This window comes from Microbispora sp. NPDC049633 (genome assembly GCF_040675265.1).
GTDB lineage: Bacteria > Actinomycetota > Actinomycetes > Streptosporangiales > Streptosporangiaceae > Microbispora > Microbispora maris.
Genome location: NZ_JBFAOO010000051.1, coordinates 16,247 through 30,826, shown reverse-complemented (window position 1 = coordinate 30,826; position 14,580 = coordinate 16,247). Strand labels below are relative to the sequence as shown.

Here is a 14,580-nt window from a genome sequence, read left to right as displayed (position 1 = left end):
CATCGCTCTGCTAGTCGTCTGCCCACCTATGGTCACTATCGGTTATATCGGCTTCTGCCTTGCCTCGCCCTGGGGGACCTGCGTTCGCTGCGCTCCCGGCGGCAAGAACCGCACCTGCCGCGCCTGCAACGGCACCGGAATGCGCCCCCGGATTGGCTGGCAGCTCTACACCTACGCCCGCCGGCTGCACCGCGACGGCACCCGCTGACCCTCACTCGACCCCCGCGGCGCGCCGGATCGCGCCGCCCCTCGCCCGATCCCATCGAGGTTGGAAGGAAGACCCGCTTATGTCCGGCGAGACCACGATCACGATCATCGGCAACCTGACCAACGACCCCGACCTGCGGTATACCAACACCGGCACCGCCGTGGCCGGATTCACCATCGCGACCAGTTCCCGCACCTACAACAAGCAGCTTGAGCAGTGGGAGGATGGCGAGGCGCTGTTCATGCGCTGCTCGGCATGGCGCGACCTCGCCGAGCACGTCTGCGAATCGCTGACCCGCGGAACCCGCGTCATCGCCACCGGCCGCCTGCGCATGCGCACCTACGAGACGAACGACGGCGAGCGCCGCACCGTCATCGAGATGACCGTGGACGAGATCGGCCCGTCCCTGCGCTTCGCCACCGCCAAGGTGACCAAGACCGCCCGCACCCGCGGCGGCAGCGCCGGCGGCCCCGAGCGTGACCCCTGGGCGAGCACCGCGGCCCCCGCCTCGACCGGCGCGCCCGCCGGCGGCACGTCGGGCGGCTGGGACGGCGACGAGCCGCCGTTCTAACCCGAGGACCGGCCGATGGACCCCGAGGGCATCGTGACCTACCGAGGGCGGCGCTACCGGATGTGGAACGGTCGGCTGCTGCTCGACTGGGCCAAGCCCACCGCCCGGCCCGTCCTGCGTCACCGCACCGGCTGCGTCCTGTGCTGCGACGTACGCGTGACCGCCGGCCCCGGCTCCCCGCCCCGGCACCCGCCCGGCTGCACGAACTGCGTGGCCTACCGCGGCCCGCGCCCGGACCCGTGCCGCTACTGCGGAAAGACCGCCCACTTCCGCGACGACGACGGCCAGCCCGTCCACAAGGTCTGTTTCGAACAGGCCATCACCACCGCGATCCTCACCACCCCTGAAGGGCAGATCGCCGCATGACCACCCCTGCCAGCCCCGCGGGCGCGCTGCGTGTCCTGGACACCTACTGCTGCCAGGGCGGCGCGACCCGCGGCTACCAGCTCGCAGGCTTCCACGTGACCGGCGTGGACATCGCCCCCCAGCCCCGCTACTGCGGCAGCGAGTTCTACCAGGACGACGCCATCACGTTCCTGCGCCGCCACCGCGCGTGGATCCGCGCCACGTTCACCCTGGTCCACGCCTCACCGCCGTGCCAGGCCCACACCCTGGCCCAGCGCATCCGCGGGCGCGACCACCCCGACCTGATCGCCCCCACCCGCGACGCGCTCGAAGAGATCGGCCTGCCCTACGTCATCGAGAACGTGCCCGGCGCACCGCTCCGTGATCCGGTCCTGCTGTGCGGGGCGATGCCCGCCATGGGACTGCGGACCTACCGGCACCGGCTGTTTGAGACCGGCGGCGGGCTCACCCTCGCCCAGCCCGAGCATCCCGAGCACGTCGCGCCGCTGGCCAAGATGGGCCGTCCCGCCCGCCCGCACGAGTTCCGGCACTACGTCGGCAACTTCTCCGGCGTGCAGGACGCCCGCGCCGACATGGGCATGCCCTGGGTCAACCGTGACGGGCTTCGCGAGGCCATCCCGCCCGTCTACACCCTCCACATCGGGCGCGCACTGCTCGCCACGCTCGCCGCTATCGACACAGGAGACAGGGACCGCATCGCCGCCTGACCACCCACGCGATCCCCCACTTGGTGGCCCTACCAGCCACCCCGCCAAGGCCACCAAGTGGGGGACGGCCCGTCCCGCCCTCGACCACCGCCGCCCCGTCACCCACGAGCAGAGAAGGGAGCACTCTGTGAGCCGTGACCTGATCGCCGCGGCGCTCGACTGCGCCGCCCGCGGCTGGCACGTCTTCCCCATCACCCCCCGCGGCAAGTACCCGCTGCGCGGCTTCACCGCCTGGGAACAGCACGCCACCACCGACCCCGACGTGATCGCCCGGTTCTGGGAGCGGCGGCCCTGCAACATCGGCGTCGCCTGCGGCCCCTCCCACCTGGTGGTGATCGACCTCGATCAGCCCAAGCCCAGCGAGCACCCGCCCGCCGACCACGCCAACCGTGGCCTGGCCACCGGGGAGGACGTGTTCCGCAATCTGTGCGAGCGGCACGGCCAGCCCTACCCGGCCGACACCTTCACCGTCACCACCCGCCGCGGCGGCACACACCTGTACTTCACCGCCCCACCCGGCATCACCCTGGGCAACACCAGCGGCGACAAGGGCAACGGCCTCGGCCCGCTGATCGACACCCGTGGGCGCGGCGGCTACGTCGTCGGCCCCGGCAGCTTCGTTGCCCTGCCGGACGGCACCGGCACCTACACCATCACCAACCCGGCCCCGCCCGCCCCGCTGCCCGCCTGGCTCGCCGAACGGCTCGCCACGCCACCGACCGCGGCCCCTTCGAGCACGCGCCCGCGCCTGGGTGACCTCGACCACCTCGACCATGCCCGGCTGTCCCGCTACGGCCGCGCCGCCCTGACCGGCGAAGTCGAGCGCGTCGCCGGCGCACCCGTGGGAGGCCGCAACCGGGCGCTCAACCTCGCCGCCTGGAAGCTCGGCAAGCTCATCGCCCGCAACGTCCTGCCCCGCGAGGTGGTCGAACACGCCCTGACCGAGGCCGCCAAAACGGCCAACGCCCACGGCGACCCCAACAGCCCCCGCGAGATCGCCGCCGTCATCGCCGCCGGAATCATCGCCGGCATGCGCGGATGACGGCCCGGACGAAGGGAGAACCACCCATGACCCGACCCGCTCAACGCGCCCCCGATGGGGCGACACTGCTTGACCAGTTGCGCGCCGCCCTGGCCCGGTACGTCATCCTGCCGACCCCGGAGTCTGCCGATGCCGTCGCGCTGTGGATCGCCGCCACCCACGCCCAGCCCGCATGGGCGCACGCCCCCCGCCTGGTCATCCGCGCCCCCGAAAAGCGGTGCGGCAAGTCCCGGCTGCTCGACGTGGTGGAGGCCACCTGTCACGAGCCGTTCATCACCGTCAACTCAAGCCCGGCCGCGGTCTACCGCTCCATCACCGACGACCCGCCGACGCTGCTCGTGGACGAGGCCGACACCATCTTCGGTCCCAAAGCCGACGCCAACGAAGACCTCCGCGGACTGCTGAACGCCGGCCATCAGCGCAACCGCCCCGCCAAGCGCTACGACGCCGCGACCAACCGCGTTGAGTCCATCCCCACCTTCGCCATGGCCGCGCTCGCCGGCATCGGCGCGATGCCCGACACGATCGAAGACCGCGCCGTCGTCATCCGGATGCGCCGGCGCGGCCCCGGCGAGACCGTCGCCCCCTACCGGCACAAGCGCGACCGGCCCCCGCTTCGCCAGCTCGCACACGACCTGTCCGTCTGGCTGCGTGCCAACCTGCCGACCCTGGAGAAAGCCGAACCCCCGATGCCGCTGGAAGACCGCGCCGCCGACACCTGGGAACCCCTGGTCATTGTCGCCGACCACGCCGGCGCCCACTGGCCCGACCGCGCCCGCGCCGCCGCCCTGGCCCTAACCGCCGAGGCCGACGACAACGGCCAGACCTCCACCCGCATCCGCCTGCTGGCCGACTGCCGCACCGCCTTCGGCGCTGACACCGCCCTGCCCACCGCCGTCCTGCTCGAACGGCTCAAGGCCGACCCGGAAAGCGGCTGGGCCGACTTCGGTCCCACCGGCCTGACACCTATGAAGCTCGGCACGATCCTGCGCGAATACGACATCCGCCCGGCCACGATCCGCTTCCCGGGCGGGCAGGCCAAGGGCTACCACCGCAGCGATTTCGCCGACGCCTGGGAGCGCTACTGCCCCACCGCGGAACCCCTCCCCGAGGCCGCCGTGGTCCCGATTGAGAGGGGAAGCCGTACCAGCCGTACCAGCGTCAACATCGCAGGTCAGAGCGGTACGGCTTGAATCCCTGGTACGGCTCAAGCCGTACCACTGAAAAAGCCGTACCAGCCCTGACCAGCAAAAACGAGGCTGGTACGGCTGGTACGGCTACCCCTCGCAAAACTGAGCCACACCCACGAAACAACCTTGGCACGCTCGCCGGGACCACATCACCCAGGCGTCGCCCTACTTCCCGCCGACCCTGACCCGGAAGGACACGCGACCCATGGCCACCAGCACGGGAACCAAGCCCCTCACCGTTCCCCAGGTCTGCGACGAACTCGGTATTTCCCGATCCACCTTCTATGAGTGGCGCGCCAAGCGCCGCGCACCCAAGTGCATCACTTTGCCCAACGGAAGCCTCCGCGTACGCCGTGCGGAGCTTGACCGCTGGCTCGCATCCCGAGAGGACGCCGCTTAATGGCGAGCACCACCTACGACGTGCGGATATACAAGACCGAGATCCGTAAGAACGCAGCGGGAAAAATCACCTCATACCGCGTGCGGTGGACGACAGCCGGTAAGCCATGGAAGAAGAGTTTTCAGAAGAGCGCCCAGGCGGACACCTACCGAAGCAATCTTGTAACCGCAGCGCGGGACGGCGAGGCATTCAGCCTACTGACTGGCGAGCCTGTGAGATGGGGCAGGACCGCCCAACCAGAAATGAGCTGGTACGAATTCGCCTGCCGGTTCGCCGACTTAAAATGGAAATCCGCCTCAGCCAAGTACCGGCAAGACATCGCCCGCGCCCTAACCGCCGCCACCCCAGCCCTGCTCAATAGCGATAAGCGGAAACCGGATGACCTGGTTCTCCGCACGGCCATGCGCCGGTGGGCCTTCAACACCAAACAGCGGGACCACGCTGTCGGCGACATTGCCGACGCGCTCGCCTGGCTCGCTAACAACACCGCGCCCGTGTCTGCGCTCGCTGAGGCCGCGACCGTCCGGACCATGCTCGACACCGCCGGCACTCGCTTGGATGGCAAGCAGGCAGCCACCAGCACGATTCGGCGAAACAAGACCATCTTGCAAAACGCCCTAGACTACGCCGTGGAATTGCAGCTCTTGACTGCAAATCCCATGAAGTCGCTCAAGTGGAAGCCACCCCAGGTCACCTACGAGGTGGACCGGCGAAGCGTGGTCAACCACTCCCAGGCCCGCCGCTTGCTCGCTGCGGTCGCAGATCAGAAACCGAGCGGCAAGCGCCTGGTCGCGTTCTTCGCCATCATGTACTACGCCGCTCTGCGCCCCGAGGAAGTCGTCAACCTCCGCGAAGACAACGTCATGCTCCCCGATCTCGTCTGGAACCCCGAGACCGAGCAGATGGAAGAATCCGCAGACGCTTGGGGAGAGCTCCACTTCGCCAGCGCGGCCCCCTTCGCCGGCCGCGAATGGACCGACGACGGCAGCCTCCGCGAGGAACGACCACTCAAGCATCGGGCAAACGGCCACGCCCGCACGGTCCCGTGCCCGCCCGAACTCACCACGATCCTCCGTGCTCACCTTGCTGAGTTCGGCGATGGGCGCGGGGGACGACTCTTTACGGGCGTGCACGGAGGAGAACTGCCTGGCATCACCTACAGGCGTGTGTGGAGTAAAGCCCGAGAAAACGCCCTCAGTGCGACAGAGGCACGATCACCGCTTGCTAAGCGCGTCTACGATCTCCGGCACGCCTGTGTTTCTACCTGGCTTAACGCCGGAGTGCCGGCTACCCAGGTCGCGGAATGGGCAGGCCACAGCGTAGAAGTCCTCCTGCGGATCTACGCAAAGTGCATTGTGGGGCAAGACGAATTGGCCCGTCGCCGCATCTCGGCAGCCTTGAGGGACTGACTGGCCAACTTTGATGCAGGGTCACCAGATACTCTGGTGGCCCTGCACGTGTAGTGAGAACGGTAGTCGCAGCTTCGCCTTAACTCTATCCGTGCCCATGACGTATGTGCGGACTAATCGCTCTTGCTGGAGGGCAAGCTAGGAGCTGTCTCTTCATCTAGCGTCTTTGTGAATGCAGCTACTCGTTCTTTAACTGCTTCTAGCTTCTCGTCCAATTCCTTCGGTAGGATGCCTTTCTCGAAGCTCTCTATTATCAATTTATGTCGATCGGCGGCCCAGCGGCGTGGGTAGATGAGGGGATGCTCCGGTACCTTTGGCGTTGCTTTGAACTTCGGTGTAGCGTTGAGTCCTGATAGGTGCTTAGAGAACACCGATAGATCGCGCTCGAACGCGGCTACTGCTTCTTCGCAGAATACTATCAGGCTGTGTATTTGGTTGGCGTTGACGACGAAGGTAAGGGCGCTAAGTTCGGAAGAGGTGTGAACTAGGATTGACGCATAGTCCGTGGCCTCTAGAATTATCTCGCCTCGCGTATCCAGATGACATTTGAAGAGAGGGCTGGTGGTTAGCACGACGGGGATTACTAGGGTGGGGATAAATTCTCCGGCTAGTACGCCATGCGCTGCCGACGCTGCTTGGCGTACTGCATCGAATGCCCGTGGTTGACCACCGTTTTGCCGCTTATGGTCGCTACTTTTTTCGACCACCGTGTAGGCTAGATCGGTGAAGTTGGTGAATAGAGACATGTCCTCCATTACGGCTTGAGCGCATACTGCTATCTCTATGTCTTCTTGGCGATCCGTGTAGTTCAAATTGTGGGGTACGTCGGCGGCGACGAGGCTTGCGTCATACGCTAAACCTCCCTCTGGGTCGTGTGCGAAAAAAATCCAAGGGGCTGTGGTTGCCTTGCATTCGATGGCTAGTCTTAGGTTTGCGTAATGTGTGACTATATCGCCTCCATTTCGTTTCCCAATTGTCCAATTCGCAACTATGTCGGTTTCTCTGACGGTGCCTTCGATTGGGTCGACATAGGGCATAGATACTTCGACCGATGCCTGCGATCGGTAAAGCTCGCGCGCAGCTCTCATTTCAAGCGGGTAACCGCGTTGCGCCAGCCACTCAAATATCTGGCCCTTCAAGGAGTCTGTGTCTGTCATCGTGATTCCCCTCGTAGGACCGTTCGGCTTTCGATGAGTTGCCGTAGCTCGCCTGGGGTAGGCCACGGCGGCTGTCTGTGGATCATTCTGTGGCAGTTAGAGCACAGCAAGGCCAAGTCATCAAGCTTGGTTGTCGTGGCTCCTGACGCGTGGAGTGGGACAACGTGATGGCATTCGATGTAGCCAACTCCGCGAGGGCCATAGACATGCTCGAAGTTAAATCCGCAGACCTCGCAGGCGAGTTCGTCGGCGCATGCTCGCACTGTCGCGATCTTTTTGGCACGCAGCTTGCCGTTGCGCTCCCGCGTCACGTGCTGGCGAAGCAGCAACCGCCCTTCTAGGGCGCTGATTTCCTCGTCTCCTTCCTCGTCCACGGGCGGGAGATCGAGTAGTGCACCGTTCAGGAGCCCTGTACGGATTGCCCGTGCCGCTGACCGCATCTCTCCTGGCCGCTCCATGAAAGCTTGCAGGACCTGTTTGTCTAGCCTGTTGCCGTTCGTTGTGCTGCCTGTGTAGTCCGGGTGCTGAGTGGCGATGTCCCACGTCTTCCGGGCCACCCCTGCTGGGTTGCGGAACGTCCCCTCACGCTCGGCAAGCGGGTGCAGGGGGAGCAGTTGCAGCAGCTCAGATAGCGCTAAGACCTCAGGATGTTGCGGACGTAGTCCACGCCACTCATTCGAAGCGACCAGGTCGCATGCCAGGACGATCTCATCCAACGCCCATGGTGGATTGCGCTGCCGGCTGCCGTCTTTGTCTGTGCTTGGTGTCTGCACAGGCGGCAGATTACGTGGCATGGGCGACGAGGGGCACGAGATTACCCCGTTGGCATCCGCCAGGGGACTGGCCGGCAAGACCTCTGGCGCGACTCGTGGGCACGCATTGGGCAAGAGCACCCGCAGGCAGTGATCGCCAATCGTAGACAGCCGGACAGGATGAACCCCCGCGACACCGCATCAGTGCAGGTGAGCGGGGGTTTCCGCTGTTGAAAGGGAGCGCGCCCTGAGGGATTCGAACCCCCGACCGTCGGATTAGAAGTCCGATGCTCTATCCAGCTGAGCTAAGGGCGCTCGTGCCTAATTCTGCATGATCCGGGGACCGGGTACACACCCGGTTTCCCGGACATGGGCCGGAGCGCGCCTCGTGCGGGCCTCCGAGCCTGGTGGCCGTGCCCGTCAAAGAGCCGCCCGGCCTGCGCCGATGCGCTCAGGTGCTCGCCTTGAGGAGCCGGTTCAGCGCCCGCCGCCGGCACTCGCCGTGCTGTCGCGGAGGAAGGCCAGGATGGGTTCCGCGTGCCCGCGCAGGCCGTGCGGAGCGTCGGGGAGGTGGCGGACCGTGGCGTGGGGCACCAGGCGCCGCAGGCGGCGCTCGGTGTCGCGGGAGTCGAGCAGGACGTCCCGGCCGCCGACGATCACGAACATCGGCATCGCTAGGCCGCCGAGGGCCTCGTCGCCGAACACCGGCAGCCTCTCCCTGCGCGGCCTGAAGTGCCGGGCGATCTGGGCCGCGTAGTCGAGATACGCCGCGAAGCGCGGGTCGGATGGGGCATCTCCCATGACCATGCTGAGCAGCCGCCGCCGTCCCCGCTCGCCGAACAGGAGCAGGAACAGCGCCCTGAACGCGAAGCCCGCCTTCTGCCGGCCGATGCCGCCCGGGCACAGCAGCGCGAGCCGTTCGACCCGGCCGGGGCGCCGGATCGCGTAGTCCACGGCGAGCCAGCCGCCCAGCGAGGCCCCCACCAGTGACACCCGCGACAGTCCCAGCCCGTCCAGCACGTCGTCCAGCCACAGCGCGTACGCCTCGGAGTCCAGCGGGGGACGTGAGGGAGCGCTCGGGCCCGGCTCGCCGATGAGGTCGACGGCGTAGACCCGGAAATGCGGCGCCCAGGTGGCGACGTCGCCCAGCCACATCACGCAGGTCGTGCTGGAGCCGTGCAGCAGGAGCAGCGGCGGGGCGTCCGGAGGGCCGGAGGTGATGACGGAGGTCTCGCCCTCCCGGGTCGGGATGCGCAGGCGCTCGCTCGGGACCGGCCAGCGGGTGAGGAGCTCCTGGTACCGCTCCCGCAGTTCGCGCTCGCCCTCGCCGGTGACGTAAATGTCGGTGGCAGTCATGCCCGCCTTCCTTCCCTAAGTTTCTCTATGGGAGAGTAATAGGGAATGTTGCATAACGATAGGGAGTTTCTCAACGCGTGGACGATCGTCCGGGTGGCGAGACGTTTTCCCGTACTTCGTGCCTTCGGGCGGAAATTTGATCGCCTGCGAGGCTAAAATCCAGCGCCATGTCCGTACGCGAGATCCCGCTCATCGGAGACGTCTCCGAGGGGGTCGTGCGGGTGGGGGCGACCGTGCGGCGGCCGATGCGGCCCTCGTCGCCTGCCGTCCACGCGTTGCTGCGGCATCTGGAGGCCGTGGGGTTCGACGGTGCGCCCCGGTTCCTCGGGACCGACGAGCGGGGCAGGGCGATCCTCACGTACGTCGAGGGCGTGGTGCCCGCGCATCCCCTGCCGGCGTACGCGGTGAGCGAGGAGGCGCTGACGGCGGCGGCCCGGCTGCTGCGGCGCTTCCACGACGCGGCGGCGTCGTTCACTCCGCCTCCCGGCGCGAGCTGGGAGGACGGCTCGGCGCCGGAGGGACCCGCCGAGCTCGTGGGGCACTGTGACGTCACCCCCGCCAACGTCGTCTTCCGGGAGACGACACAGGGACTGCTGCCGTACGCGCTGATCGACTTCGACCTGGCCAGGCCGACGACGCGGCTGTTCGACGTGGTCACCACGGTGCGGCACTGGGCCCCGCTCGCCGACCCGGTGGACCGCGACCCGCTGCAGGGGTCCCTGGACGCGGCGTCCCGCGTCCGGCTGTTCTGCGACGCGTACGGCCTGTCCGCACGGGACCGGCTCATGCTGGTGGAGACGGCCAGGATCCGGTTCGGCCGCTCCTACGCGCTCATGCGGGACCGGGCCCGGACGCTCGGCGGCGGCTGGGCGCGCATGTGGGCCGGCGGCGCGGGTGGGCGGATCAGGCGCGCCGCCGCCTGGCTAGACGCCAACGAGGACGCCATCCAGGGGAGCCTGCTGCCGGGCTCCTGACACGGCGTACGGCAGAATGCCCGCGTGATCCGGATCATGGACGGTGCCACGGCGGCGGGGCTGCTCGCCGGGGCCGCGATCGACGCCGCGGTGGGCGATCCCCGGCGCGGTCATCCCGTGGCGGTGTTCGGAAGCCGGGCCGCCGCCCTCGAGAAGCGCATATATCGGGACTCGCGGTTAGCCGGCGTGGCCTACACCGCCGTCTGCGTGGGCGCCGCCACGGCCACCGGGGTCATCGCGGAGCGGCTGACGCGGTCGAGCCCGGTCGCGCGGGCCGTGGTCACCGCCGCCGCGACCTGGGCGGTGCTCGGCGGCACGACGCTGGGCAGGGAGGGCGCGCTGATGGCCCACTCGCTGGAGGAGGGCGACCTGGCCGCCGCCCGCGCGCGTCTCCCGCACCTGTGCGGGCGCGACCCGTCCGGGCTGGACGCGGCGGAGCTCGCGCGGGGCACGGTCGAGTCCATCGCGGAGAACACCTCGGACGCCGTCGTCGCTCCGCTCGTGTGGGGTGCGGTCTTCGGGGTGCCCGGTCTGCTCGGCTACCGCGCGGTCAACACGCTCGACGCGATGGTGGGCCACCGGTCGCCGCGCTACGGGAGGTTCGGCTGGGCCTCCGCCCGGCTGGACGACGTGGCCAACTACCTGCCGGCCCGGCTGACCGCCCTGCTCACGGCGGGCCTCGCCGGCCTGGCCAGCGGTTCCCCGCGTCGCGCCGCGGCCGTTCTCGCACGGGACGGGCACCGCCATCCCAGCCCCAACTCCGGCCGCTGCGAGGCGGCCTTCGCCGGCGCCCTCGGCGTACGTCTCGGCGGGGCGAACGACTACGGCGGCAGGGTGGAGCACCGCCCGGAGCTGGGCGACGGCCCCCGCCCGGCCGTCTCCGACATCCGCAGGTCCGTACGGCTGGCGCGCGCGGTGTCGTACGCGTCGGTCGGCCTGGCCGTCGCCGCCCGGCTCGCTCTCAGCCGAAACCACCGAAGGGGCCGATGATGGGTGCACTCGTCCTGCTGCTGGTCTTCGCCGTCGTCTTCAGCGTCGGGGTCGCGGTGATCATCGTCGCGGTGCTGGCCCTGCGGGCGTCACGGCGGCCCGTGCCGCCACCGCGAGACCGGAATGATCCGTCCCAGGATTGGTAGGTTCGATGGCATGGGCCGAGAAAGCGGAGAGAGCGGAGAAAACCGGGTCCTGCTGGTCTTCGACGGTGACTGCGCCTTCTGCCAGACGTGCGTGAACGCCGGGCACCGGTTCCTGCCGTACATGCCCGCCGTGCGGGCCTGGCAGGGCCTCGACCTCGGCGCGGCGGGCCTGACGCGCGAGGAGGTCACGACGTCCGTGCAGCTCCTCGGGCCGGACGGGCTGCGTGCCCACGGTGCGCGCGCCGTCGCGCTGCTTCTCGCCCTGCAGCCGGTCGTGGCCTGGCGCGCCGCCGGCCGGGTGATGCTGACGCCGCCGGTGAGCTGGCTCGCCGAGGCGGGCTACCGGCTGGTCTCCCGCTACCGCCACCTGCTGCCCGGCTCCACCACCTGCGGCACGTCCTGACCTCCGCTTTGCCGAAGGTGCGAACGAAGAAGACCGGCAAGTGTCCGGAAGCGGGCATACCCCGCGCCTGACGGGAGCGCCACCATTGCGGCATGACAGCAGTGGTGGAGACCGAAGGACTGACCAAGTTCTACGGTACGAGACGGGGCCTCGAGGACCTCACCCTCGAGATCCGGCCGGGCGAGGTGTTCGGCTATCTGGGCCCCAACGGCGCCGGCAAGACGACGACGATCCGGCTGCTCCTGGACGTGATCCGGCCGACGTCCGGCCGGGCGAGCGTCCTCGGCGCCGATACCCGCGATCCGCGCGTCCGCGCCCGGATCGGCTACCTTCCGGGTGAACTGGCCCTGGAGGGCAGGGAGCGGGCCCGCGAGTACCTCCAGTTCCTCGCCGACGTACGCGGCGGGGTGAACCGCGGCAGGATCGACGAGCTGGCCGAGCGGCTGGACGCGGACCTGTCGGCCAGGATGGGCGAGCTGTCCAAGGGCAACAAGCAGAAGGTCGGCCTCATCCAGGCGTTCATGCATGAGCCCGAGCTGCTCATCCTGGACGAGCCGACGAGCGGGCTCGACCCGCTGGTGCAGCAGGAGTTCCTGGCCATGGTCCGGGAGGCGCGCACGGCGGGCCACACGATCCTGATGTCGTCGCACGTGCTCGCCGAGGTGGAGCACGTGGCCGACCGCGTGGGCATCGTGCGCGCGGGTCGTCTCGTCGCCGTCGAGGACATCGCGGCGCTGCGCGAGCGGGCCGTACGGCATGTGGAGCTCCACTTCGACGCGCCCGTACCCGCCGAGTCGTTCGAGGGTCTCCCCGGCGTACGGGACGTGGTCGTGCAGGGCGCGAGCCTGCGCTGCACGATCGACGGCAGGCCGGACGCGCTGATCAAGGCGGCGGCCCGCCACACCGTGGTCCACATGGTCAGCGCGGAGCCGGACCTCGAGGAGATCTTCCTGACCTACTACAGCGAGGAGGAGGGCCGTCATGCCCACGCTGGTGCGTAAGAGTCTCAGGGAGTATCGCCGCGCCCTCATCGGGTGGACGGTCGGGCTGTGCGCGTTCCTCACGATGTACATCTCGATCTACGCGAGCATGATGAAGGATCCCGCGACGTTCAGCGCGCAGGCGATCGCCAAGTATCCCGGCGCGTTCAGAGACCTGATGGGCGGCATGTCCGACATCGCGACCGGGCGTGGTTATCTGCAGGCGGTCGCCTACCAGATGCTCGGCCCGCTGCTGTTCACCATGTGCGCCGCGATCCTCGGCAACCGGGCCATCGCGGGCCCGGAGGAGGCCAAGACGCTGGAGCTCACGCTGACGCTGCCGGTCGACCGCAGGCGGCTGCTGCTGGAGCGCTGGGCCGCGCTGGCGCTCGGCCTGCTCGCCGTGGCACTGGTGACGCTGGCCGTCGCCACCGGGGCGTCGTCCGCCGCCGGGATGGACGTCCCGTTCGGGAGCATCCTCGCCGCGCACACGGGACTGTTTTTGCTGGTGCTGTTCTTCGGGACGCTCACGCTGGCCGTGGGCGCGGCCTTCGGGCGCAAACAGGTCGCGCTCGCCGTGGTCGGCGTGTGGGGCGTCGCCGGCTACGTCGTGGAGACCATGGGCAGGAACGTCGACGCGATCTCCTGGCTGCGCTGGATCTCGCCCGTCCACTACTACCTCGACGGCAGGCCGCTCTACCAGGGCTGGCCGTACGGTGACTACCTTGTGCTGCTGGGTGCGACGGCCGTCCTGCTCATGACGGCGCTGCTCGCCTTCGAACGGCGTGACGTAGGAGTCTGATGGACAGCGTTCTCGCTCGCGTGAGCGAGGCGACCGGGGTGCCCGCCGACTTACTCGGCGGGTTCCTGTCGGTCCTGGCCGCGTCGGCCGCCACCGGCAGGCTGCCCGGCCGCGCCGACATGGACGGCCTGCGCGAGTGCGGCGCCCTCGCCGCCGAGCGCGGCATCCCGCTGCGGGTGCTCGCCGACGCCTGCCTGCACGCCGCCGAGCTCACCGCCGGTGGGGCGTTCGGCGCCGTACGCCGGGGCGTGGCCGCCTACATCGAGGGCTATGAGGAGGCCCAGCGCGCCGCCCTCCGGCAGGAGGAGGAGGCCCGCCGCCTGTTCGTCGACGACCTGCTGCAGGGCAGGGCGGACGCCGAGCGGGCCGAGCACTTCGGCCTGCGGCTCGCCGGGGCGTACGTCGTGACCGTGGCGAGGCCGGGCGTCCCGGTGGCGCCGGGCGACCCGATGGCCGCGCGGATCGAGCAGGCGCTGGTGGCCCGGTTCGGCTCGCACAACATCCTGGTCGCCGTCCGCGACGGTCTGCTGGTGTGCGTGTCCCCGGCCGCGCTGACCGCCGCGAGCGGCGAGTTCACCCACCACGTACGCGCCGCGCTGACGGACTGGCGGGCCGGGGTGGGCCGCCCCCACCAGGGCCCCGGCGGCATCGTCACCTCCTACCGCGAGGCGGCGGGCGCCATCGACCTCGGCGAGCGCCTCGGCCTGCGGGCCCAGGTGCTGAGGGCGGCCGACCTGCTGGTCTTCCCGGTGCTGCTGCGCGACAGGGAGGCGATCGTGGACCTCGTCTCCACCGTGCTCGGGCCGCTGACCTCCGCGCGCGGCGGGCCCGAGGCGCTGCTGGAGACGCTGGAGGCCGTCTTCGCCTCCCAGGGCAACCACACGGCGGCGGCGCGCAGGCTCGGCGTCAGCACCCGGGCGATCACCTACCGGCTGGAGCGGATCCGGAGGCTGACCGGTTTCTCGCCGAGCGACCCCACCCAGCGGTTCACGCTGGAGACGGCCGTGCTCGGGGCCCGCCTCCTGGAGTGGCCGGCTCACCCTCTGGCCTGATCGGATCATCCCCCGCCACTTTCAACGTATAGGCGACGAGGGGGCTTGCGGCAAGACCCCGGTGACGCCGCAGAA

17 protein-coding genes and 1 tRNA gene are annotated in these 14,580 nt (G+C 69.0%); 14 read left to right on the top strand and 4 right to left on the bottom strand.

Going from position 1 to position 14,580, the window contains the following annotated elements; genetic code table 11:
* The first annotated feature begins 287 nt into the window (after positions 1-287).
* The 7 genes from AB0J39_RS16105 to AB0J39_RS16075 all read left to right on the top strand — a co-directional run bounded on the left by AB0J39_RS16105 (position 288) and on the right by AB0J39_RS16075 (position 5,893).
* Positions 288-779 carry a single-stranded DNA-binding protein gene (locus tag AB0J39_RS16105; protein WP_363464877.1) on the top strand — a complete coding sequence of 164 codons (492 nt, stop codon included), beginning with the start codon at positions 288-290 and terminating at the stop codon, positions 777-779.
* Between the two features lie 15 nt (positions 780-794).
* Complete coding sequence (locus AB0J39_RS16100) at positions 795-1,145, top strand: hypothetical protein (RefSeq protein WP_363464874.1); 351 nt, start codon at positions 795-797, stop codon at positions 1,143-1,145.
* The gene (locus tag AB0J39_RS16095; RefSeq protein ID WP_363464872.1) at positions 1,142-1,852 is read left to right on the top strand and encodes a DNA cytosine methyltransferase; all 711 of its coding nucleotides are present in this window, start codon (positions 1,142-1,144) and stop codon (positions 1,850-1,852) included. The genes AB0J39_RS16100 and AB0J39_RS16095 overlap by 4 nt, the downstream gene beginning before the upstream one ends.
* Positions 1,853-1,979: 127 nt before the next feature.
* Positions 1,980-2,894 (top strand): bifunctional DNA primase/polymerase, encoded by a 915-nt coding sequence (locus tag AB0J39_RS16090; RefSeq protein ID WP_363464871.1) that lies wholly within the window; start codon positions 1,980-1,982, stop codon positions 2,892-2,894.
* Between the two features lie 26 nt (positions 2,895-2,920).
* Positions 2,921-4,087 (top strand): DUF3631 domain-containing protein, encoded by a 1,167-nt coding sequence (locus AB0J39_RS16085; protein ID WP_363464869.1) that lies wholly within the window; start codon positions 2,921-2,923, stop codon positions 4,085-4,087.
* Positions 4,088-4,289: 202 nt separating this feature from the next.
* Entirely contained in the window at positions 4,290-4,484 is a 195-nt protein-coding gene (locus tag AB0J39_RS16080; RefSeq protein ID WP_363464867.1) for a helix-turn-helix domain-containing protein, read from the top strand.
* A complete protein-coding gene (locus tag AB0J39_RS16075; protein WP_363464865.1) occupies positions 4,484-5,893 on the top strand; it encodes a tyrosine-type recombinase/integrase in 1,410 nt (469 codons plus the stop codon). Before AB0J39_RS16080 ends, AB0J39_RS16075 begins: the two co-directional genes overlap by 1 nt.
* Positions 5,894-6,006: 113 nt before the next feature.
* Here the strand turns inward: AB0J39_RS16075 and AB0J39_RS16070 are convergent, their stop codons facing one another.
* The 4 genes from AB0J39_RS16070 to AB0J39_RS16055 all read right to left on the bottom strand — a co-directional run bounded on the left by AB0J39_RS16070 (position 6,007) and on the right by AB0J39_RS16055 (position 9,158).
* Positions 6,007-7,050 carry a hypothetical protein gene (locus AB0J39_RS16070; RefSeq protein ID WP_363464863.1) on the bottom strand — a complete coding sequence of 348 codons (1,044 nt, stop codon included), beginning with the start codon at positions 7,048-7,050 and terminating at the stop codon, positions 6,007-6,009.
* Positions 7,047-7,490, bottom strand: a complete 444-nt coding sequence (locus AB0J39_RS16065; RefSeq protein ID WP_363464922.1) for an HNH endonuclease — start codon at positions 7,488-7,490, stop codon at positions 7,047-7,049. The genes AB0J39_RS16070 and AB0J39_RS16065 overlap by 4 nt, the downstream gene beginning before the upstream one ends.
* A gap of 553 nt (positions 7,491-8,043) precedes the next feature.
* Positions 8,044-8,117, bottom strand: a tRNA-Arg gene (locus tag AB0J39_RS16060).
* Positions 8,118-8,279: 162 nt separating this feature from the next.
* Entirely contained in the window at positions 8,280-9,158 is an 879-nt protein-coding gene (locus AB0J39_RS16055) for an alpha/beta fold hydrolase (RefSeq protein ID WP_363464860.1), read from the bottom strand.
* 167 nt (positions 9,159-9,325) lie between these two features.
* Between AB0J39_RS16055 and AB0J39_RS16050 the strand changes: the two genes are divergently transcribed.
* The 7 genes from AB0J39_RS16050 to AB0J39_RS16020 all read left to right on the top strand — a co-directional run bounded on the left by AB0J39_RS16050 (position 9,326) and on the right by AB0J39_RS16020 (position 14,505).
* Entirely contained in the window at positions 9,326-10,132 is an 807-nt protein-coding gene (locus tag AB0J39_RS16050) for an aminoglycoside phosphotransferase family protein (RefSeq protein ID WP_363464858.1), read from the top strand.
* A gap of 36 nt (positions 10,133-10,168) precedes the next feature.
* A complete protein-coding gene (locus AB0J39_RS16045; protein WP_363464919.1) occupies positions 10,169-11,122 on the top strand; it encodes a cobalamin biosynthesis protein in 954 nt (317 codons plus the stop codon).
* Positions 11,122-11,268: a hypothetical protein gene (locus AB0J39_RS16040; RefSeq protein WP_363464856.1), complete on the top strand. Its 147-nt coding sequence runs from the start codon at positions 11,122-11,124 to the stop codon at positions 11,266-11,268. The genes AB0J39_RS16045 and AB0J39_RS16040 overlap by 1 nt, the downstream gene beginning before the upstream one ends.
* A 10-nt stretch (positions 11,269-11,278) precedes the next feature.
* Positions 11,279-11,671: a DCC1-like thiol-disulfide oxidoreductase family protein gene (locus AB0J39_RS16035; RefSeq protein ID WP_363464853.1), complete on the top strand. Its 393-nt coding sequence runs from the start codon at positions 11,279-11,281 to the stop codon at positions 11,669-11,671.
* A gap of 92 nt (positions 11,672-11,763) precedes the next feature.
* Entirely contained in the window at positions 11,764-12,672 is a 909-nt protein-coding gene (locus AB0J39_RS16030) for an ABC transporter ATP-binding protein (protein WP_363464850.1), read from the top strand.
* Positions 12,653-13,453: an ABC transporter permease subunit gene (locus tag AB0J39_RS16025; RefSeq protein WP_363464848.1), complete on the top strand. Its 801-nt coding sequence runs from the start codon at positions 12,653-12,655 to the stop codon at positions 13,451-13,453. Before AB0J39_RS16030 ends, AB0J39_RS16025 begins: the two co-directional genes overlap by 20 nt.
* The gene (locus AB0J39_RS16020) at positions 13,453-14,505 is read left to right on the top strand and encodes a helix-turn-helix domain-containing protein (protein WP_363464847.1); all 1,053 of its coding nucleotides are present in this window, start codon (positions 13,453-13,455) and stop codon (positions 14,503-14,505) included. Before AB0J39_RS16025 ends, AB0J39_RS16020 begins: the two co-directional genes overlap by 1 nt.
* The last annotated feature ends 75 nt before the right edge of the window (positions 14,506-14,580 follow it).